This is a genomic window from Pseudoalteromonas sp. GutCa3 (assembly GCF_002836155.1).
GTDB classification, from domain to species: Bacteria; Pseudomonadota; Gammaproteobacteria; order Enterobacterales; family Alteromonadaceae; genus Pseudoalteromonas; species Pseudoalteromonas arctica.
The window spans coordinates 71,104-91,638 of sequence record NZ_PJBK01000022.1 but is presented as its reverse complement, the minus strand read 5'-3'; the positions used below and the strand labels follow the sequence as shown (position 1 = coordinate 91,638).

General features: G+C 38.8%; 17 protein-coding genes and 1 pseudogene. 8 read left to right on the top strand and 10 right to left on the bottom strand.

The genetic code is table 11. The features are described from left to right. On the top strand, positions 1–1,212 hold the full coding sequence (locus CXF64_RS03850; protein WP_101216333.1) for a urate hydroxylase PuuD: 1,212 nt from the start codon (positions 1–3) through the stop codon (positions 1,210–1,212). 1 nt (position 1,213) lies between these two features. Then, positions 1,214–2,146, top strand: a complete 933-nt coding sequence (puuE, locus tag CXF64_RS03845; RefSeq protein WP_101216332.1) for an allantoinase PuuE — start codon at positions 1,214–1,216, stop codon at positions 2,144–2,146. Between the two features lie 68 nt (positions 2,147–2,214). Here the strand turns inward: puuE and CXF64_RS03840 are convergent, their stop codons facing one another. Continuing rightward, positions 2,215–4,716, bottom strand: coding sequence for a S8 family serine peptidase (locus CXF64_RS03840; protein ID WP_101216331.1), 2,502 nt, complete (start codon positions 4,714–4,716; stop codon positions 2,215–2,217). A 583-nt stretch (positions 4,717–5,299) separates the two neighbouring features. Here CXF64_RS03840 and CXF64_RS03835 point away from each other — a divergent pair. From CXF64_RS03835 to CXF64_RS03820, 4 genes are read left to right on the top strand one after another with little or no spacing between them, the layout of a single operon-like run. After that, positions 5,300–6,802 carry a curlin gene (locus tag CXF64_RS03835; RefSeq protein WP_007584406.1) on the top strand — a complete coding sequence of 501 codons (1,503 nt, stop codon included), beginning with the start codon at positions 5,300–5,302 and terminating at the stop codon, positions 6,800–6,802. 38 nt (positions 6,803–6,840) lie between these two features. Further along, positions 6,841–7,242 carry a curli production assembly/transport protein CsgE gene (locus CXF64_RS03830; protein WP_007584407.1) on the top strand — a complete coding sequence of 134 codons (402 nt, stop codon included), beginning with the start codon at positions 6,841–6,843 and terminating at the stop codon, positions 7,240–7,242. Continuing rightward, positions 7,232–7,657: a curli assembly protein CsgF gene (locus tag CXF64_RS03825; protein WP_007584408.1), complete on the top strand. Its 426-nt coding sequence runs from the start codon at positions 7,232–7,234 to the stop codon at positions 7,655–7,657. Before CXF64_RS03830 ends, CXF64_RS03825 begins: the two co-directional genes overlap by 11 nt. Continuing rightward, a complete protein-coding gene (locus tag CXF64_RS03820) occupies positions 7,657–8,430 on the top strand; it encodes a CsgG/HfaB family protein (protein WP_007584410.1) in 774 nt (257 codons plus the stop codon). Before CXF64_RS03825 ends, CXF64_RS03820 begins: the two co-directional genes overlap by 1 nt. Positions 8,431–8,587: 157 nt before the next feature. Here CXF64_RS03820 and CXF64_RS03815 read toward each other — a convergent pair whose 3' ends face one another. The 4 genes from CXF64_RS03815 to CXF64_RS03800 all read right to left on the bottom strand — a co-directional run bounded on the left by CXF64_RS03815 (position 8,588) and on the right by CXF64_RS03800 (position 13,401). Further along, positions 8,588–9,277, bottom strand: coding sequence for a response regulator transcription factor (locus CXF64_RS03815; protein ID WP_101216330.1), 690 nt, complete (start codon positions 9,275–9,277; stop codon positions 8,588–8,590). Positions 9,278–9,462: 185 nt separating this feature from the next. Further along, positions 9,463–10,965, bottom strand: a complete 1,503-nt coding sequence (locus CXF64_RS03810) for a trehalase family glycosidase (RefSeq protein WP_024591992.1) — start codon at positions 10,963–10,965, stop codon at positions 9,463–9,465. Between the two features lie 14 nt (positions 10,966–10,979). Continuing rightward, the gene (locus CXF64_RS03805; RefSeq protein WP_024591993.1) at positions 10,980–12,218 is read right to left on the bottom strand and encodes an MFS transporter; all 1,239 of its coding nucleotides are present in this window, start codon (positions 12,216–12,218) and stop codon (positions 10,980–10,982) included. A 175-nt stretch (positions 12,219–12,393) separates the two neighbouring features. Then, positions 12,394–13,401: a LacI family DNA-binding transcriptional regulator gene (locus tag CXF64_RS03800; RefSeq protein ID WP_007378432.1), complete on the bottom strand. Its 1,008-nt coding sequence runs from the start codon at positions 13,399–13,401 to the stop codon at positions 12,394–12,396. Between the two features lie 285 nt (positions 13,402–13,686). On the opposite strand from CXF64_RS03800, the gene CXF64_RS03795 reads away from it, so the two are divergent. Next, on the top strand, positions 13,687–15,939 hold the full coding sequence (locus CXF64_RS03795) for a TonB-dependent receptor (RefSeq protein WP_024591994.1): 2,253 nt from the start codon (positions 13,687–13,689) through the stop codon (positions 15,937–15,939). Between the two features lie 70 nt (positions 15,940–16,009). Here the strand turns inward: CXF64_RS03795 and CXF64_RS03790 are convergent, their stop codons facing one another. The 5 genes and pseudogenes from CXF64_RS03790 to CXF64_RS03770 all read right to left on the bottom strand — a co-directional run bounded on the left by CXF64_RS03790 (position 16,010) and on the right by CXF64_RS03770 (position 19,899). Beyond that, the gene (locus CXF64_RS03790; protein ID WP_198551129.1) at positions 16,010–16,558 is read right to left on the bottom strand and encodes a hypothetical protein; all 549 of its coding nucleotides are present in this window, start codon (positions 16,556–16,558) and stop codon (positions 16,010–16,012) included. Positions 16,559–16,587: 29 nt separating this feature from the next. Then, positions 16,588–18,126 carry an EAL domain-containing protein gene (locus tag CXF64_RS03785; protein WP_101216329.1) on the bottom strand — a complete coding sequence of 513 codons (1,539 nt, stop codon included), beginning with the start codon at positions 18,124–18,126 and terminating at the stop codon, positions 16,588–16,590. Positions 18,127–18,204: 78 nt separating this feature from the next. Beyond that, positions 18,205–18,840: an SGNH/GDSL hydrolase family protein gene (locus tag CXF64_RS03780; RefSeq protein WP_101216428.1), complete on the bottom strand. Its 636-nt coding sequence runs from the start codon at positions 18,838–18,840 to the stop codon at positions 18,205–18,207. 8 nt (positions 18,841–18,848) lie between these two features. Then, complete coding sequence (locus CXF64_RS03775; protein WP_101216328.1) at positions 18,849–19,361, bottom strand: DsrE family protein; 513 nt, start codon at positions 19,359–19,361, stop codon at positions 18,849–18,851. Positions 19,362–19,426: 65 nt separating this feature from the next. Beyond that, positions 19,427–19,899, bottom strand: a pseudogene (locus CXF64_RS03770) (flavodoxin family protein). 76 nt (positions 19,900–19,975) lie between these two features. Between CXF64_RS03770 and soxR the strand changes: the two are divergent. After that, on the top strand, positions 19,976–20,434 hold the full coding sequence (gene soxR, locus CXF64_RS03765) for a redox-sensitive transcriptional activator SoxR (protein WP_101216327.1): 459 nt from the start codon (positions 19,976–19,978) through the stop codon (positions 20,432–20,434). Positions 20,435–20,535: the final 101 nt, after the last annotated feature.

The following is a 20,535-nucleotide window of genomic DNA, read 5'->3' as shown; positions in this document are numbered from 1 at the left end:
ATGGAAAACTATTTATTTGAGCTTGCTCATTTAGTACTGCGTTACTTTCATGTTATTGCTGGTATAGCCTGGATTGGCGCTTCATTTTATTTTGCATGGCTTGATAACAACCTACAAACACCACCGCAATGGAAAATAGATAAAGGCATAAAAGGCGATTTATGGGCCGTGCATGGCGGTGGCTTTTATGAAGTGGCTAAGTATCAAAATGGCCCTGAACAAATGCCTCATACCCTGCATTGGTTTAAGTGGGAAGCGTACACAACCTGGATCACCGGTATATTACTATTTAGCTTACTTTATTATGTTGGCGCCGATGTGTACTTAATTGATAACAGTAAAAGTGAGCTAAGTAAATTTGCAGCTATTGGGGCATCCCTTGGTTTTATTGGCTTAGGTTATGGTATTTATCGTTTATTGTGTAAAACCCCGCTGGTTGAAAACGGCAAAGTGTTTATTGCTGTAGTTATTGGTTTATTAGCTCTGTGGACTTTTGGGGTTGATCAATTATTTAGCGACCGCGCTGTGTATATTCATGTAGGCGCACTCATTGGCACGTGTATGGTTGGCAATGTGTATCACATTATTATGCCAGGGCAACGCTATATGGTAAGTGAAGTAGAAGCCGGCCGTATACCCGAATCGCTCCCAGGTTTAAAGGCAAAGCTGTGTTCTATTCATAATAACTACGCCACGTTACCTGTGGTATTTATTATGCTTAGCAATCACTTTCCTTACACGTATAGCCACAACTTTGGCTGGCTTATTTTAATTGCGCTGTTTGGTATTGGTATGTGGATACGCCATTACTTTAACTTAAAACATCAAGGCGTTAATAAACCTTCAGTACTTATAAGTGGTATTGCAGCATTTTTTGCCCTTATGTTGGCAATAGCACCTTGGCCCAGCAGTACAACAAATGCAGACGAAAACGCGCCTTTACAAGCAAGTATTACCGACGCACAAGCGTGGGATATAATCAGCAAACACTGTACGCAGTGCCATAGTGAAACACCTACCTCTGAGCTTTTTCAAACAGCGCCGCTAGGCTTTAAGCTCGACTCTATTAGTGATGTAAAAAAATCCAGCACGCTTATTCATACCCGCGCGGTTATAACCAAAGACATGCCACTGGCTAATATGACCCAAATGACTAACACAGAGCGCGAAACGCTCGAGTTTTGGCTCACGGCACTTAAAAAGGAGCAATAAAATGAGCGAGCAATTTAAAAACTACCCACGAGACTTAATTGGTTATGGCCCACATGCGCCTCATGCAAATTGGCCCAATAAAGCACGTATTGCCGTGCAAGTGGTATTAAATTACGAAGAAGGCGGCGAAAACTGTGTATTACATGGTGATGCAGCCGCTGAAACGTTTTTATCAGAAATAGTCAGTGCTCCCCATGTAGAAGACCGCCATATCAGCATGGAGTCTATTTACGAATATGGCTCGCGCGCGGGCGTGTGGAGGTTACTGCGTTTATTTAAAAAATACGATATACCGGTCACCATTTTTGCAGTGGCGATGGCCCTTGAGCGCCACCCCGATGTAGCTAAAGCCTTTGTTGAAGCAGGCCACGAGATTGCAAGCCATGGCCTGCGCTGGATTAATTATCAAAATATAGATAAACAAACCGAGCGCGAACATATGCAACAAGCCATTGACGTCATTAAAAAGCTTACAGGTAAAAAGCCCAAAGGCTGGTATACCGGCCGAACTAGCCCAAATACCGCAGCCCTTGTAGTTGAGAATGGCACATTTTTATATGACGCCGACGATTACAGCGACGATTTGCCCTTTTACAGTATTAAGGAAGGTAAGCCACAACTCATTGTGCCCTACACGCTCGATGTAAACGACATGCGCTTTGCTGCCGTACAGGGTTTTAATGCAGGGGATCAGTTTTATAATTACTTAAAAGATGCATTTGATACGCTTTATGAAGAAGGTGACCCTGAAGGTGAAAACGCCCCTAAAATGATGTCGATAGGTTTACATTGCCGCTTAATTGGCAGACCAGGAAGAATAAAAGCATTAGCACGGTTTTTAGAATATGCCCGATCGCATGAGCAGGTTTGGTTTGCCACGCGTGAACAAATAGCCGAGCACTGGCTTAAAACTCACCCGTATAAAAAAGCATAGTTTATATTTTTTAAAACATAAAAAAGCCCAGCAAAGCTGGGCTTAAATTACTTTAGGAGTAGTGAAATTTATTCAAAAGAAACGGTGATGATATTCGAACACACATTTTCTGTTACACATAATTGGTAATCGTACGATGGTAATGTAGCTCCACGTACGTAATCACGGTAGCGTCCATTATCTGCAGTGGTATCAACTAGCTCACCATTACGGTAAACGCTTAATGACTCTGCACCAACTTCTTCCCAGCTAAGTTCTACACGCATCGTACCTAGGCGTGTTTTGTTAGCGCGTTTTAAGTTCAGTTCAAGGGTCACGTCACTTACAACAACGGCTTGGGTAAATGTATCTGTATTACCTTCACTGTCAGTAACAGTTAGTTCTACATCGTAACTACCCGATTGCGCATATGCATGCACAGGGCTTGAATCTGTTGATGTAGCGCCATCGCCAAAGCTCCAGCTCCACTGTGTAATGTCGTTATTGGCATCATTGCTTGTATCTACAAACGAGGCTGTTAAACCTTGCGTATCAACAGTAAAGCCTGCACGTGGCGGTTGTGCACTTACTTCGCCTATAGCGCTAAGCGTAAGTGACCAGCCATTAATTGTGCCTGTATCAGCGGCTGCAGTATCTTCTACATGAAGAGTCCAGTCACCATTTGCTACTTCGCCATTGAATGCACTAGACGTGAAGCTCTTAACAATATCATCGTTACTACCACCAACATTGCTTTGCAATGTTACCTCTGTACCTTGTGCTGAAATTAGTTTTACAACTAAATCACCAGAGTAAGTATGAGTAATATCAACATCGGCGGTTGTGCCAAATACGGTTAAATCATCAGAAACATTAATTACTGAGCTAATCCCCTGTGGAGAATTATCTGGAATTGCTACGCTACCAGTACTGCTGTAGGTAAAGTCATTTAACCCTAATGGTTGTATCATTAATTCAACCGATTGCTGTTTAACAATATCACCCGCAGTGGCAGTTACGGTAAACTCGTAATCTCCCCACTGAGTATCAGTATCGGTTTCAACATTTAGTATCACGTCATCACCAGGGCGCGCTGTAAGTGATGATAAATAAGCACCACCTAATGTTGTTGATAATTCAAGCGTTACTTCCTCATCCCACTCGGCAATTGAGCCAATTGTAAATGTATAGCTTGTAGCCTCTCCAGCTATAATTTGTTGGGTAAGCGGGCTAGCTGATATTTTAAAACCAGGAGTTGGATCCGCATCAATAAGTGCTTGGTTAACATTAAGTCGCGTACCGGCTACCGTTTTCCCCTGCAGTGCAGCATTAGCATCGCCCGAGCTCATTAATAAATCTTTAAGTTCTTGAGTAGATAACTCTGGATTAATAGATAAAACTAGCGCAGCTGCGCCAGCAACATGCGGCGTTGCCATTGACGTACCAGAATACGATGCATAACTTTCACCCGGTGTAGTAGATAAAATAGCAGTACCTGGTGCGCCCATATCAACACTGGTTAAGCCCCAATGAGAGAACCACGAAATATCATCAGTTTGGTTAGTACTTGCAACCGATAGAACACTCGCATTTTCGTAGTTTGATGGATAATGTGGGTTTACATCGTTATCAATAGTGTCGTTACCTGCTGCAGCTACAAACAGTAGCTCGGCAGCTTCACTTGATTCGATTGCATCAGCCAGCGCTTGGCTATAGCCACCGCCACCCCAACTATTATTTAATACGCGGATGTTAACACCAGAGTTTTTTAGGCCAACCATGTAATCAATACACTTGATTGCATCTGATGTTGATCCATTACCTGCTGCATCTAAAAACTTACAACCAACAAGTGATACTTCATGATTTACACCCACTACACCCACAGAGTTATTACCACTCGCACCTATAGTTCCAGACACATGCGTTCCGTGACCTTCATCATCCATAGGGTCGCCAGTATTGGTAATCGCATTGATACCATGAATATCATCGATAAAGCCATTACCGTCATTATCAATACCATCGCCTGCGATTTCAGAGGTATTTACCCACATATTGCTCGCTAAATCGCTATGGCTATAATCAATACCTGTATCGATTACACCAACAACTACATCACGACTACCAGTAGAAATAGTCCACGCTTCTACAGCATCAATATCAGCGTCTGCCGTACCACCGGTCTGACCTTCATTATTTAGACCCCAAAGCTCATCAAAACGAGGGTCGTTAGGTGCGCTCGCAATACTTACTCGGTAATCTGGCTCAACATATTCAATAGCTTGATGAGACTTTAAACGCTCAATAGCTTCTTTAGTGCTCATGCCAGACACTTTAAATTTAGCAAGGCGACCTGAGAATAATGATGTGAAGTTATCATCAACTTCATCATTATTTAAATCTGTAATTTTTGCTTTAACCAAGCTTCGTGCTTGTTTACGCATTTGGGGTGTTGCATTTTTTTTATATTTAACAATAACAGAGTCACTGCTTGCAGCTGCTTGTGGAAGAGCTCCTGCATCAGGTAATTTAGCCGAAGCCAAACAAGGTAGTAAAGCAAGCGTAATAATAGATAATTTTGTTTTCATTGTTCTATCCATAGTTGGGTTAGCTTAGAAGCACTAAGCGGGTTTGTTCACTATTTCAAGTACAAGGGATCACGTGGCAAGTTATAAGCAAACTAGTAAATACGATATTTGACAAGTTAAAAAGTTAAAAAGAATTAAAAATCATAAATTTTGACCAGTTTGGCTATAAAAAAAACACTAAACACAGTCATTATAATGAACTGCCCCATTACAGCCTTACCCATTATAGGGTCAAACTTTTTTACTGCTTTTGCTTACTATTACATTAAAACCCACCAGTTACACACATAAACCGATGATAATAAAAGGTTAATTATTTGGTAAAAAATGATGATTTAAGAAAATGAAATAGGGGAATACAGTTAATGGGTGATTATGAATCTGAGCTTAAACTTTGTTAGTTCAATATTTATGACAAATTAAAACTTAATTATTTATAGTCACATATTACGCTTCACCTACTTCTAAAGTTACGCAAGCGGATCACAAAAAATATATCGGCACGGCATGCTGAAACAACAAATACCTTATTAAAACCTATAACATTTAGGGTATTTGATTTTAATATTTCAAGGAGAAAATAATGAAGTTGAATAAATCACTTTTAAGTTGTGCTGTTGCAATAGCAATGGGTACCAGCTTTGCCTCATATGCAGATACCGACAACAAATCAGCATCAAACTCAGAACTTAGTACAAAAATATCTATACTTAGCACCGCTAATTCAATGACATTGGCGCAATCGCAAAATAATAACACCGCGATTTTAATGCAAGAGGGAGATAGTAATACTATTGAGGTTTCGACTACTGGAAACGAGAACACAACAGAAGTTACTCAATTACAATCAGGTAATTATGTTGGCGTAACAACAATTGGTAACAACAACGAGCAAGTATATGCCCAAGATGGCGTTGCCAACGGTGTAATTACCGAAGTTACTGGTAATAATAATTACCTAAATGTTTTGCAAAGTGGCCAAGGCTTTTTTGTAAACAACGAAGCTGTCAACATGATTGTTGGTGACGACAATATCGTTGATGTAGAGCAAGGCACTGGTGGTCATTGGTTTTACAACTTAGATATGAAAGGTAATGGCAACGAAATCAGTTCATTACAAACAGGTGAGTGGCATGAAGCTGAATTAACCTCTGTAATGGGCGATCAGAATAGTCTGAGTCTTGAGCAAAACGGTTACTGGAATACCTTCAAAGTGAGTTCTTTACAAGGCAACGATAACGAGCTTGATATTGAACAAGACGGCGATCGTAATACTGTTACCTTCACTGATATTTTAGGCGATGCAAATGAGCTTTCAATTGAACAAGAAGGCAATACTAACGCAGTAACATTTGTAGCTGTATTAGGCGATGAAAACGAAATTGATTTAGACCAAGAAGGTTCTTTAAATACTATCGAATCAAACTTATTCGAAGGTCAAAACAACGAAGTTACAGTAACTCAGGTTGATTTAAGCAACTCAACAACCGTTGATATTATTGGTGACGATAATGAATTAACGGCTACACAAGTTGGCTTATTAAATGATGCTTACATGGGCGTTTTAGGTACCGATAACGAATTTATGATTAACCAAGTAGGTGAATCAAATTCAGCACACGTTGTTAACTTTAATGGGTCTGAAAATGACGTTAACGTTATTCAGTCTGGCCAAGAAAACACTGCTGTTGTTGAGTCTTCATACCCTGATATATCTCTAACATCAAACGACAACGATATCGATATTATGCAAAATGGTTCTCAAAACGAAGCCATGGTTACACTTGCAGGTATTTTAGATAGCAACATGAACCAAATTGACCTAGCTCAAACAGGTGAAATGAACGTAGTTGATATGATGGTTGAAGGTAATGGCCACAGCATTGATATTTCACAAACTGGCGAAGGTAACTGGGTAGTTGGAATGGAGCAACCTGCATTTTTAGTAGGTGGCGAAAACGTTTCGTTTAGCGTAACTCAAATGGGTAACGATAACATTGTTGAAGGCGCCGTAATTGGTTTCAACAGCACTGTTTCAGTGACCCAAATTGGTGACGGTAACGTGACTTCTATTACTCAAATGTAATTATTGAGGTTGGGGAGAGCAACTCTCCCCATTTAGTTATGCATAATAATAAAAACCATTACCAAGTATTATTACTTACGCTTTCTCTGTTTTTAATGCCCGCATCTTATGCCGCTGAAGAGTTGGAGATTGACGGCCTACTACTTGATAGGAGTATTAGCCGCTTTGGTCATCAGTTCTATTTTGAGTTTTCTAATTACTGGCGAGATCTCCCTTCAACTGCTGGTTTTAACATTGAAATTAAAGAAACGGTCATTCCAAAAGCAGGCACAAAGCTGTCGTTAATAATGAATAACCAACTTGTTTACGCAACTTATTTAGGTAGACGACTAGAGCCTTTAAATGAGCGTGTGGAGCAGGCTGTTTATACAGTGATAGATGCAATGGCTCGCGAAAACATGGCAGTGTCAACACCCGATATGGCTAAAGATGGATGGTAAAATGAAAAATATAGCCCTTATAATAATAACAACATTAAGCTTTTCAGCAGCAGCAACTGAAATAATTTACACCCCAATTAACCCAAGCTTTGGTGGTAACCCACTCAATGCAAATATGCTGTTGAGTAAAGCCCAAGCTCAAAACAAGCATAAAGCACCGGTAGTAGAAAAAGGTTACGCTGAACAATTTCAAGAAACTCTAGAGCGCACCTATTTAAATCGTATGGTAAGAGAAATTACCGATATGGCATTTGGTGAGGACATAGAAGATAGCCTTTTCAATCAAGACTCCATATTTATGAGTGGCGATTATCAAATTGAAGTTATAACCAGCACAACTGATTCTATTACAGTAAGAATAACAAATATAATTGATGACACCGTGGTGATCATTGAAGTACCGAGGTTTGGATAATGTATAAACTACTAATAACAATAATATTAATAGGATTGAGCGGTTGTGCGAGCCTAGGGAACTTAATCCCACCATCGCAACAAAAAGCAGTTAGTTTAGAGCCAACCGAATTATTCGCAGATCTGAAAAACTTACCTAAACCTGTTGGCAGTATTCCGGTATCTGTTTACTCATTTAGAGATCAAACAGGTCAATATAAGCCACAAACTAACGTTAGCTCATTTTCGACTGCCGTTACTCAAGGTGCTAACTCAATACTCATACAAGCATTACATGAATCTGATTGGTTTACGCCGGTAGAGCGTGAAGGTTTACAAAACATTTTAACTGAGCGAAAAATTATTCGTGCGGGCCAAGCCGATAATCCTAACCAAGCTGATTTACCTCCGCTAACAACCGCAAAAATCATTTTAGAGGGCGGTATCATAAGCTACGACACTAATGTAAAAACAGGTGGTTTGGGTATGGAATACTTTGGTATAGGCGCATCAGAGCTTTACCGCGAAGATGCTATTTCAATATACTTACGCGCTGTTGATGTTCGTACTGGACAAGTACTACTAAGTGTAGCCACCAGCAAAAAAGTACTTAGCCAAGAAATGCGTGCAGGCTTTTTTAGATACGTAAGCTACAAACGACTAGCAGAAGCAGAAGCTGGCTTTAGCGACAATGAACCTATGAGTATTTGTGTTACCCAAGCAATAGAAAAAGCACTCACAGATCTCATAACAAAAGGTATTGATAAAGGCTTATGGGCTAAAAAATCGGCGTAAACTGATTTCCTGAATTAACTAAAGGCTACATATTGTAGCCTTTATAGGTTGTGTGGTTAGTGAGTTGAAAGTACTTCGCTAACCCAACTCTTATAAAAAATCTAGAGGATAAGGTTTTTACTTAAATAACTTAAATAACGTCTTGGTGGCTTTACTCTTATTTAGCCATTGGCAACAAAACAGATATATAGCGCTGTGCCCAATTAGCAAGCTCCACCCTGTTGCGTGAGTTAGTTTTTTTAAACGCACTGTACAAATGTGTTTTTACAGTGTGGTCGCTAATATTGAGCTTATCAGCAATTGTATTGTTACTCGCACCTTGTGCAATTAAATGAATAACGGACTTTTCTCGCTTTGTTAAATGATCGTAGTCGTCTTGCTTTAATTCAATGTCGTCATGTAGGTTATTAAATGACGATGCCACGGCTAAAATGTCGTTAAAAGCTTTTGAAATTACTTTGCGCGTAAACCAAAGCTCGCCAGTATCAACACGAACTAACCCTTTAAAAATATCTTCTGGCGCATCAGATTTATAAAAAACACCATTAAAATGGTTAAGCAATAAGTTTTGCTCGCACACATCTTCTTTATCAACATTAAAGATAACAACACTATAGTGTTTAGCTAAACAAATAAGGTCTGCGGGAATGAGATCTTGCCATTTGCTTTTAGCACCATCGATTAAAAACAAATCATAATTTGTGCGCTGCTCAGCTTTAGGAATAACTTCGTCCATTTTAATATCACCAAACAAAGCTTGTAATGTTCTTAAAATAGCGGTGTAGTTGTGTGAATGAAAAGATGATTGAAACGTTGTTTTTACAAATACTGAATTTTTATGGGGCATAAATTTCGTCCTTGAAACATTTACACTACATTACCTAAATCAAATACAACTTACAATGAGATTTTGGTATTAAAATAAAGCTACCGCCTCTCACCCTAAAACAGATAAAAACCTTTTAAATCAATACATAACCTACATTACCTTTGTTTTTACAATTACTTTTGTAAGATAAATAACAGATCGGATTAGTAGTTTAGTAATTTATAAAATCGAGTCGTTACGCCATTAGTCCAACCAAAACCCTGCTGTACTTGATATTCACCACCACTGGCTAAAACCGCTGGTGTGCACACATTGTATTTTTCGAGTAAGCACTTATTTACTGCAAAATTTTGCTCAACCATATTTACCCAATTTTGCATTATATGTGTACTCAATTGAGTAATACCGTAGTTATTAAGCCCTTTTACCGCAAGCCATTGGAGTGGAGCCCAACCATTTGGACTATCCCACTGCTGAGGCGTTTGAGTAATAGTTGTAACAATACCACCCTTTTTTAAAAATTCATTGGCTAATATTGTAGCTACCTTGATTGCTTGCTCATTACTGGCTAAATTAACAAATAAAGCAGTAGTTGCCGCTGCACTAAGTATTGGAGATTGAGCCGTTGTACGGCAGTTATAATCAACAAAAAAACCGGTTGGTTCATTCCAAAGGTAAGCATTAATAAGCGCCTTGCGATTGCTGGCAAGTAATTGGTAATGCTCTGCTTGTTCACTATTGCCGAGCAATTGAAAGAATTTGCTTAATTGATTCTCTAAGTTATACATAAGGCAGTTTAAATCTATAGGAACAATATCAGTTGTTTGAATAGAGCTTAGTAAATTAGACTCACCAAGCCAACGAGAACTAAAGTCCCAACCCGACTCACATGCAGCGCGAATATTACGATAAAAATCAGATTTTTTCTCCTTCGCCAACCCTTCCGCTAGCGCTAAATCTTCACGCAATGACTCTGCTCTTGGCTCACTTACATCGTCCCAATAACGATTTAAAACACCACCACAAGGCATTCTTACTACCCGCTTTGAGCCCAATAAATCACTCGAAAGCAACTGCGCGTCTTGCATCCAAAATATATATTCTTTTTCAAGTGCTGCAACACACATAGCAAGCCATTGCGTATTGAGTGATTTGCTATGCGTATGTTCCCATAATAACTCGACCATGAGTGCTAAAACCGGTGGCTGCGAGCGTGATAAATAATAGCGACGGTTACCATTTGGAATACAACCATAATCGTTAATTAAATCGACAAAGTTAAGTAGCATATCTTCAACTACATCACCTTTATCTGCATCGATTAAGCCCAATGCTGTAAAATAACTATCCCAATAGTAAATCTCTTGAAAGCGCCCGCCAGGCACAATATAGCTGTGCTTTAGTGCTAGTAATGAATCTTGCTTCGGGGTATCCGCCTCTCTTCTAAGGCCACTCCATAACGAGTCTATATAATGTTTAACCGATGACGTATCAGCCTCAGTGCCCATTGCTAGCACTGGGGAAGTAATAAAGTGTGCGTTTACAAACTCACTAAGCTGCGTATTAGTTAAAGGCGCTAATTGTTCATAGCTTTTACATGCACTTTGCCAATTAACACGCGCAATTGCATCTGCGAATGTTTTACAGTCGCTAAATACATGCTGCATTTGAACATCTTTAAATAATTGGCTGTCAAAAAAACTCATAACTTTCCTTACTGTTAAGCTGTCGTTGCGTGTTGTGAGATAGCGTCGGTTCGTTTTTTGAAAAAAATCACGCTAATAAAAATCAAACTAATGGGAACCAAAGAAAGGTAAAACGCATGCTGGCCACTAAAGTGCTCAAATACATAACCAGTTATTATTGAGCCTGTTGTTCCACCAAGTGCTGAAAAAACTACAATTAAGCCAGTCATAGCGGCATGACGATGTTTTTCAAGAGCGCTGAGCATAACTGAGTTAAGTACCGGATAAATAGGCGCCATGAAAAAACCAATTAACGGTAAAATAAATGCAGCAAGTGGTGCATCAAATAAGCTAATTACTGTATTTTCAGTAACATTCTCAGTAAGCGGTAGGGTAATAAGTATGAGGCCGGCCATCGCAATTAAACAACTGCTCAATACAACAAACCAGTGAATGTGTTTAAGTACTTGCCCTGCTACTAAGCGCCCAAATGCAAGTGCCGCAGCAAAAATACTGGCCAGCTGAATACTAATAGCTATAGGAAGTTTTAAAACTTCATTATTGAATGTGGGTAGCCAAGTACCTACGCCCTGCTCAATTAATACGTATAAAAAAGCACTAATTATAAATATGAGTACCAACGGTTGATATGTTAGCTTAAGCATGGCGATAAAATCGAACCAACAGGAGCGTTTAGTTTTACTTATAATGGCGGGCTTTATAGGCGCAGCAATTACGCTCGCTATAACGATTAGGGCCAGAGCTGCTAGCAAGTAATAAACGTTGAGCCACGCGGTTGAATCGTTTGGATCTATAAAAGCAGTAAAAATCCAATAGCCACTTAACACACCAACCATGAAAATGCCCTCAATGGTGTTTAACAATGAAGAGTGGCTATTTGCATCATCTGTCACTTGGCCGATAATAGAGTAAACCGACACTTTAACCACAGCAAAGCCACAACCAATGGCGGCAAATAAAATTTTAAACGCATAAAAGTCACTAATTAAAGCCGTACTTACACAAGCAAGGGCAACAACAGTAAGTGCCCCAAGCATAGCCAGTTTATAGCCTAGGCGAGGAATAAACGAAGCCACTACAAATGACATTATCGCAATGGATAAATCTTTAAACCCCTCAAGCACTGAAGCTTCTGTTTTACTTACCCCAAGGGTATTTATTGCCTGCAAAATAACGGTGCCCACGCTATTTAACAAAATAGCGAAAATAAAGTAACTTGCTGCAATTGCCAGTGTGACTTTTGTTTTACTCATAATTGCCCTCGCTTTACAGCGTTATTTAAACGCTATAACGACCTTTATTGTATGCCCATAACGAGTGCATACACAGTGTGTGTTTATATCAGTGAGGTTTGAGTTTAGTTTAGAATAGCCCTCAATGCAATCGTTTGCATTTTAAATTTAACATTAACTCAACATGATTTATAAACTATCTTTTACTTGATTGGCGGGTAATCAGTTCAATATCAATTACTTGTGATTCAACTTTTTCACCAGCTAGTTGCTGCATCAACTTTTGAACTAATAGCGTGGCTGCGTACTGTGTGTTTTGTCGGATAGTTGATAATGAAGGGTGGCTAATGTCGGCCATAGCAATATCATCAAAACCTACTAGAGCGACATCATTAGGAATGCTTACATAACGCTCTTTTAAGGCTTTCATGGCACCTAAGGCAACCATATCACTACATGCAACTATAGCATCAAAATAAAGGCCTTTTTCACGCAGTAATTGGTTAATTGATTGATACGCTGAGCTACTTGTAATATCAATAGATACAACATGTTGCTCTAATTTATGGGATGCTAATGCGGCAGAGTACCCTCTATGACGCTCACTAATTTCACCATGTTCTGGGTCGCCTAAAAATACAATGTTTTTAGCTCCGTGCTCTATTAAATGCGTTGTTGCTTGCAAGCCTCCCAAGTAATTGTCACTTCCTACAATGGGGTAGTTGCTAGGTGTTTTAGGGTCTCCCCATACCACCAGCGGAATACCTGCGTTAGCTGCATTTTCTATATTGGTTTGGTTTTTACCTTGACCTACAACAATAATACCGTCTGCACGGCGGCTATTAATAAAATAATTAGCCCAATCGTCTTGCGCCATGATTGAATTAGATAGTAAAAGCTCTAACCCTTGCTGATTAAGTGCAAGATTAATTTCGCTCACTACTTTAAGTAAAAACGGATCGCTAATCGACTGCTCTGTTTGTTCGTCAAGGTTAATTATAACCGCAACTACATTGGTTTTTTGTGTCCGCAACCGACTTGCAGCCGTATTAAGACTAAAATTATGCTCTTTAGCTAAGCGCTGAAGTTTATCGCGGGTTTCTTGCTTAATTAGCGGATTATCATTAAGCGCACGCGAAACTGTAGAGGTAGACACGCCTGCTAGTTTCGCTAAATCAGTTAATTTAATTTTTTTGTTATTCATGATCTTCCTAAATAGTCGCTTACCACTGATCAATACAATTATCTAACTCGCTGACAATATAGCATTATTATTTTTTGCTGGCGCGAACAACGACCCAAAAAGTGTTTAACATATAAATAAGCTCAATAAATAAACTATATAAATTCATAAATAATTTACAAATAAATATTGCAAACGTTTGCATTTATCTCTAAGGTTTCAATATACACAGCCTATTTACAATGATTTTTAGTAAAAAGACTGCAGTAATACACTGTTTAATACACTAAAAACGGGATCACACACATGAAAATCAGTAAAGCAAAAAGTACACTAGCGTGTGCCATTACTTTAGCGCTTAGCACTCAATGCGCATTTGCTGCAGAGCAAGCACAAGAAAAACAAAAAGTTGAGCGTATTGTAGTATCAGGAACACCCACAGGTGTTGGAATAAGAAAAATAGATGCTAGCTATGCGGTAACTAATATCGATAGTGAACAAATTATTAAATTGTCTCCAAAAAGCACCGCTGACTTATTTAAAGCAATACCTGGAGTTTGGGTAGAAAGCTCAGGTGGTGAGTCAGGTGCGAATGTATTTGTTCGTGGTTTTCCTGGCGGTGGGGATGCCCCATTTTTAACGCTAAGTATTGAAGGTTCACCAATTTACCCAGCATCAACCTTATCGTTTTTAGAGAACTCATCAATGTTTCGTGTTGATGAAACCATTGAGACAGTAGAAGCCCTGCGTGGTGGACCTAATCCTGTTTTATCTAACGGACAACCAGGATTAACAACCAATTTTAGATTAAAACGTGGTGGCGAAGAAACAGAAGGCTTATTTAAATACACAACTTCTGATTACGACTTACAGCGAGTTGATGCTGTGATGAGTGGTGAAATTACTGACGATTTATACTTTATGGTTGGCGGTTACGTAAAAAGCTCACCGGGTATTCGTGATGCGGGCTTTACTTCTGAAAAGGGGAGCCAATTTACAATCAACATTACTAAAGATTTAGATAACGGTGAGCTTAACTTTTATACCCGCCAAACAGACGATCACGGTGCATGGTACTTACCAACACCCCTTAATGTTGATGGTATTGACGCAGAATATACGCAACTTGGTACGCTAAATCGTCAAGCAACAATATTTACAGGCCCCGATGCACAAGCACTTGATATTGACCTAGGTGATGGCAGAGGGTGGGACGGCCATGTTTCGGGCGGTAGTATTAAGCTAGAGCTAAAAGGTGGTTGGCATTTTTCAGATCGCTTTAACATTACCAAAGGCGATGCAAATACCTACGGTTTAGTACCTAGTGGCTCAGCAACAACGGTTGGAGCAGTTGCTGATAACGGCCAAACTGCATTTGGAGCAGTTACAAACACTGAATACGCAAGCGATACCCCAGTCCAACAACTTGGTCGATGGGTAGTACTTAAAGAAATCAGCTCATTTACTAATGATTTAGCTTTTTCGAAAAAATTTGGCGACCTATCAACAACCTTTGGATATTACACTGCAAGTACTTCAGCAAAAGATTGGTGGAGCTTAGGTAACACTGCATACCATGTACTTGAATCAGGTGGCGAAGCATTGGCTGGGATTGAATGTAATCAAAACACCGATGGTTGTGATTTTAACTACGACATAAGCTCAACAGGTGATGCGCGCACTAACGCGTTTTATGTCACCGGTGAATACAAATTTGCTGATGCGTTTACACTTGATGTTGGCGTACGTCAAGAAAACCACGAAGTAGAATACAGTGTAGATGAGGGCCTTGACGGTATTATTACTAAAACCGTTAGCTATGATGAAAGTAAAACATCGTGGACTACAGGGTTAAACTATTCAATTAATGATGATATGGGTGTGTTTGCCCGTGTTAACCGTGGTTATAAAATGCCTTACTTTGATGACTTTAGAGATAACTTTGATGCTTACGAAGGCGGCGAAAAGCTTATTAAAGAAATAACTCAAGGCGAGCTTGGCTATAAGTTAATTACTGAATCAACCGACTTTTATGCAACCGTATTTGTAAATGAAGTTAAAGGCGACACATTTGTAAGACGACCTGGCGTACCAGCAGAAATTTTAACAAACGAAGCATACGGTATAGAGCTTGATTACAACTTTAATCATGATTCTGGTTTTTCTGTTAATTTAAATACGACATTACAAGATGCTGAAATTACAGAGAGCCCAACAAACGATGGTAACCAGTCGCAGCGCCAACCAAAATGGCAAGTACGTATAACGCCAAGTTACGATTTTGAGCTACAAGGTATGTATGCAACTTTATACGGTACGCTTTCAGCGGTTGATGATCGCTTTGGCAATAACGAAAACACTGTAACACTCGACGGCTACGAAAAAGTTGATTTAGGTTTAATATTAGAACCAATGGAGGGCATCAAGCTTCAAGTAGCAATAGATAACTTAACGGATGAGCAAGGCATTACAGAAGGTGATCCACGTAATGCTGATGCACCAAATGGTCGTTACATTATGCCTCGTACAACGCGCTTTAGTGTAAGTTACGCGTTTTAAATAAAATACAATATAAAGGGAGCATTCGCTCCCTTTCACTTTAATTAACCTAAACAAATGAATTTAAAGGCTACTCAATATTCGCTTTTAATTTATTTAACGCATCAACCGAAAAACCTCGATCATAAAAATATAAAATTTCGCCGCTGCTATTTATAAGTACCACACGAGAGTTATTTGGGCTTTGATTACCTGTAAACTTTTGAACTGTCTCGCCATCTTTATAAATAGTGATTACCCCACCCCATAATTCTTTAGGGATGCCTTTGCGCATACCGCTGTCTATAAATGTGCTAAACATACGTGGTGCCATGCCGGCAATGGTTGGTAGTTCGTATGTAGGGAGCGTTACGCCCGCCATATCTAAACCAATTAACCAACGGTCTATATCAAACTGGCTGTCTTGCTTGTACCCAATGAGCAGTAGTGTTTTATCTTCCTTAAAATCACTAGGTATAGTCACCATACTTTGCTCTAAGCTTTCGCCACTAATGCTTGGAAACTGCTTACCTGTTAATTGCTGGTTTGGATACTGTGTTGTACACGCACTAAGTAATAAAAATGCAAAAGCACTTAATGTTAATTTGATAATAATAAACCTAATATTTATAAATTTCATACCGATACGTTTAGTATGGCAGCTGAGATCTAAAAATGCTGATTAGTTATATAATTTTTAAATTTAGACGCCGTCATGGGCTTACCGTACTTCCAGCCTTGTCCATAATGCACACCCGCTGTTTTTAAAATAGCTTCTTGCTCAGTGGTTTCAATCCCTTCTGCCACACAGGTATAATTAAACTTATGCACAAGTTCCATAATATTTGGGATCATAGAGGCTTTTAAGCCCTCAGTTGCTATATCTTGAACAAACGTACGATCAATTTTAAGTTGATGAAAGCTCAAGTTTTGTAAGTTTCTTAAATTCGAATAACCCGTACCAAAGTCATCTAATGATAAGTTAAATCCCGATTCAACTAAGGTTCTAAAATGAGCATGCGCAATGCTTGTATCAAGGTACTCGTCTTCAGTTATCTCTAAACAAATAATAAAGCGTGAGTTGGTAAGCTCTATAATTTGCGGCAGTAACGACACATTACCCAGCTCTACATCACACGGAAATATATTAAGCGACACTTTAAAGCCTTCTGGCAATAACTCTATAAAGGTTAACTCTTTTATTGTGGTAGCAATCATTGCCTCAGTAAAAGTCCAAGTTAAATTATTTTTTCTAATAACCGGAATAAACTCATCTGGAAATAAAGCACCGTACTTATCTTCAAAACGTGCAAGTACCTCGCAACCAATCAGCTTGCCACTTTGCAAACAAATAATGGGCTGGTAAGTCCAATAAAATGATCCCTTTTTAAGCCCTTTACGAATACGCTGATTAGTAGAGCGTCGTGCAGCAATTCTCGCATCAACTATTAACGCACTCGATATGCCCACTAAACAGGTTAAAATTAACGAAATTATTAATAATAAGTGATTATTAGAAAAAAACAGACTCCAAGGCAAGTGCACTACTACACAATATTGACTACTTGTAGAACTGCAAACTGAGTTAGTTTCGTAAGGAAAGAAAACGCTGTTTTTTACCTGCTGGTACAGCCCCTCTTTACCTGCTAAATGATGCAAAGTATTTGGTGTTTTATAAATAACTTCCCAATCTGGCGCAGTAATTCCGATGTTGGTAAAGGGCGTGCTCTGCATAATTAAATTATAGTCCCCTTGTCTGACTATAATTACCTCCATAGGGCGCTCACTAAATAATAATAAATAAAGCTCTGGCTCAAAACGAACCCTCACCTGTTCATCATCTCGAATAAAGTCAGGCTGTTTGTCGTTAATTGGTTTACTTAATAAGCCTGCGCCAGTAGTACAAACTAGCTGGTTATCTTTAAAAAAGCCTATATCAATTACATATTTTGCGTCAAATAAAGCGCGGCGCATCTCAAGAAGAGTTGTATTATCACACTGTTTAAACGCAAGCTTATTTAATGGGGTAAGAATTCGACGCCTCTCTGCAATTGCACCTTCTACATGACCGAGAATATATTCAGCATCATACTTTGTTTGTGCTGTTAACTGCTGCGCTGCAAAATTGAGCAAGATAAAACAGCCAGTTACAAAAACTAACCCTCCGGTTAAAATGGCTATAATAGATTTTTGTTGGTACTTTTTCATAGCATCTCGAAGTTGTTAATTTATATCACTACTTTATTAGATGATTGCATAAGTCGCATTAAATTCAAACAGATAGATTCAAGAATTATTGAATGAATTTTGAACCAATTGAGTAATTTTAGCACTTAGCGTTAAATGCTGATTACTTTCAAAGTGAAGCCCATCACCGGCTGTTACATTAATAAATGTATTAAAATCAATAAAAGTACATTTATTATTAGCCGCAACGCTTTTAAATGCACTAGAGAGCTTTGTTGCTTTTGTATCTGCACCTTCGTAAATACGCGAATACTGCTCAGTGATTCTTATTTTAGGTGGGCTAGCAATAATAATTTTAGGGGATTTTAAAGTACTACCTTGCTGATAATAAATATGTATTGAGTTAATTAAATCATTTAAGCCATCTGCTATTAAATTAGGTGTTAAATTAAAACGTTTTTTAAGATCGTTTGTACCAAGGGCAATAATAATAAAGTCGAGCTCATGCTTATCCAAGTAAGGCTTTAGATAACTAACACCATTAAGCACGCCATCAAACGGTGGATTATGCACTAACGTGCGGTTAGGCTGCCCTGCCTCTATTACGTTAAAGCCACGCCCTAAGTTTTTATTTAATAGCGATGTCCATCGGGTATTTTCATCAAAACGTTTACCCGTTACAGGGTCTAAGCCCCATGTATTTGAATCACCAAAGCAGAGAATATTTTTTATTATTTGAGTCATTAAAATGGGTTGAGCGTATAGCCTTGCTGTTGAAGTTGTGCGTGAGCGGTCATAGCTGAAAGCGACATTTTTACACCCTCAATTAAAAGCGCTGGCGTTACTTTAAAGTGAGTAGCAGATTGCCCGCAAACATACACTTTAGTGTTGTTTGCTAGTAGCTGCTCAATTAACGCTTGGTTTTTATTGTCAGCGTTAAAGCGTTTTTTATATTCGCTATTAGCTAACACATCAACACTTGCGCTGCCGTGCACAACTAATGCAAGTTGTATGTTTTCAGGCTTTACGCCATGCGCTATATGCATGTTAATAAAACGCGCTAGCGAATTCATTGAATTATTTTGCGCGCCTTCTTTAGCGCCATCAGCAACATCAAATGCTATTTTAAATACCGTAGCGTCATTAATTTCATCATGCTCGGGGACATTGTAATAATTACCATACCCCTTAATTGGTTGCTCTGTTGCATATATTAAAGGGCTAAAAAGCAGCACTAACAATAGTAAATATTTCATAAAACAATCCTGTTTTTTTTAAGATTATTACTAAACTACCAGAGACAACCAAAAAAGGCTGCAATTTAAGCAACCTTTTGGGTACTTTTATGGCTATGGTTAATAAACTGCATACCTAAATAACTAAAAGTATTTTAAACTGCTCTACAAAACAGCCGGGGGCTTCGCTTGATGACGCATTAGAAAGCACTGAAAAATGCTTACTGCGTAAACTACGAAGCTTAGGTTTTAATGCTTCATCGTCCATATAATCGGTTATTCTATCGATAAATAATTTCATTTGTACCGTGGTGCTGTACCAATAAACTGGCGAAGCAAACACCCAATGGTCATACTTTAAAAGTGCTTCAAACACAGCATAAAAGTCATCATTTTTATAGTTTTTGTTATAGCAGTACGGCGCTATTTTATAAGCATCTAAGCATATTACACGCACATCATTTTGCTCGGCAAAGCTATTAACATGGGCTGTGGTATTGCCGTTTTTTCGTGCGCTTGAATAAATAATAACAGTACTACGCTCAAGTTTTTGTTGCATTTAGTTAGCTCCTTTTTTAATGTGGTAGAAGCTTAAAACCTCAAGTTATATTGAGGTCAACTAAAGGATTAAAATAATGCCAGTAGGACAAAAAAAGTTAATCGAAGCTAACCTAACCGTTGGCTATGTAGCAAAAAGAAGTGGTGTAAAAGTATCTACTCTTCACTTTTACGAAACTAAGTTTTTAATTAAGAGCTGGCGAAATAATGGTAATCAGCGACGCTATAAACCTGATGTATTACGCCGTGTAGCTGTAATAAAAGCAGCTCAAGCGATGGGAATTACGCTCGATGAGATTAAAAACACCTTAGCTACCCTACCCGACAACCGCACACCAACAAAACAAGACTGGTCAGCACTTTCAAAACATTGGCAAGCGCAACTTGATGAGCGAATTGCGCATATGCAACGCCTGCGCGACAAAGTAGACGGTTGTATAGGATGTGGTTGCTTATCACTTAAAAGTTGCCCAATTTACAATAAAGATGATCATTTAGGCGAAAATAAAAGCGGCGCTGTGCTTTTAAATACATAGTCTTTGCCTGTGTAAAAAGTTCTCCACTTTTGTATAACAAAAATAAATACCCCTCTTAGGCGTTGGGCCAACAACGCCTTAAATATAAAGGCTAACTACGC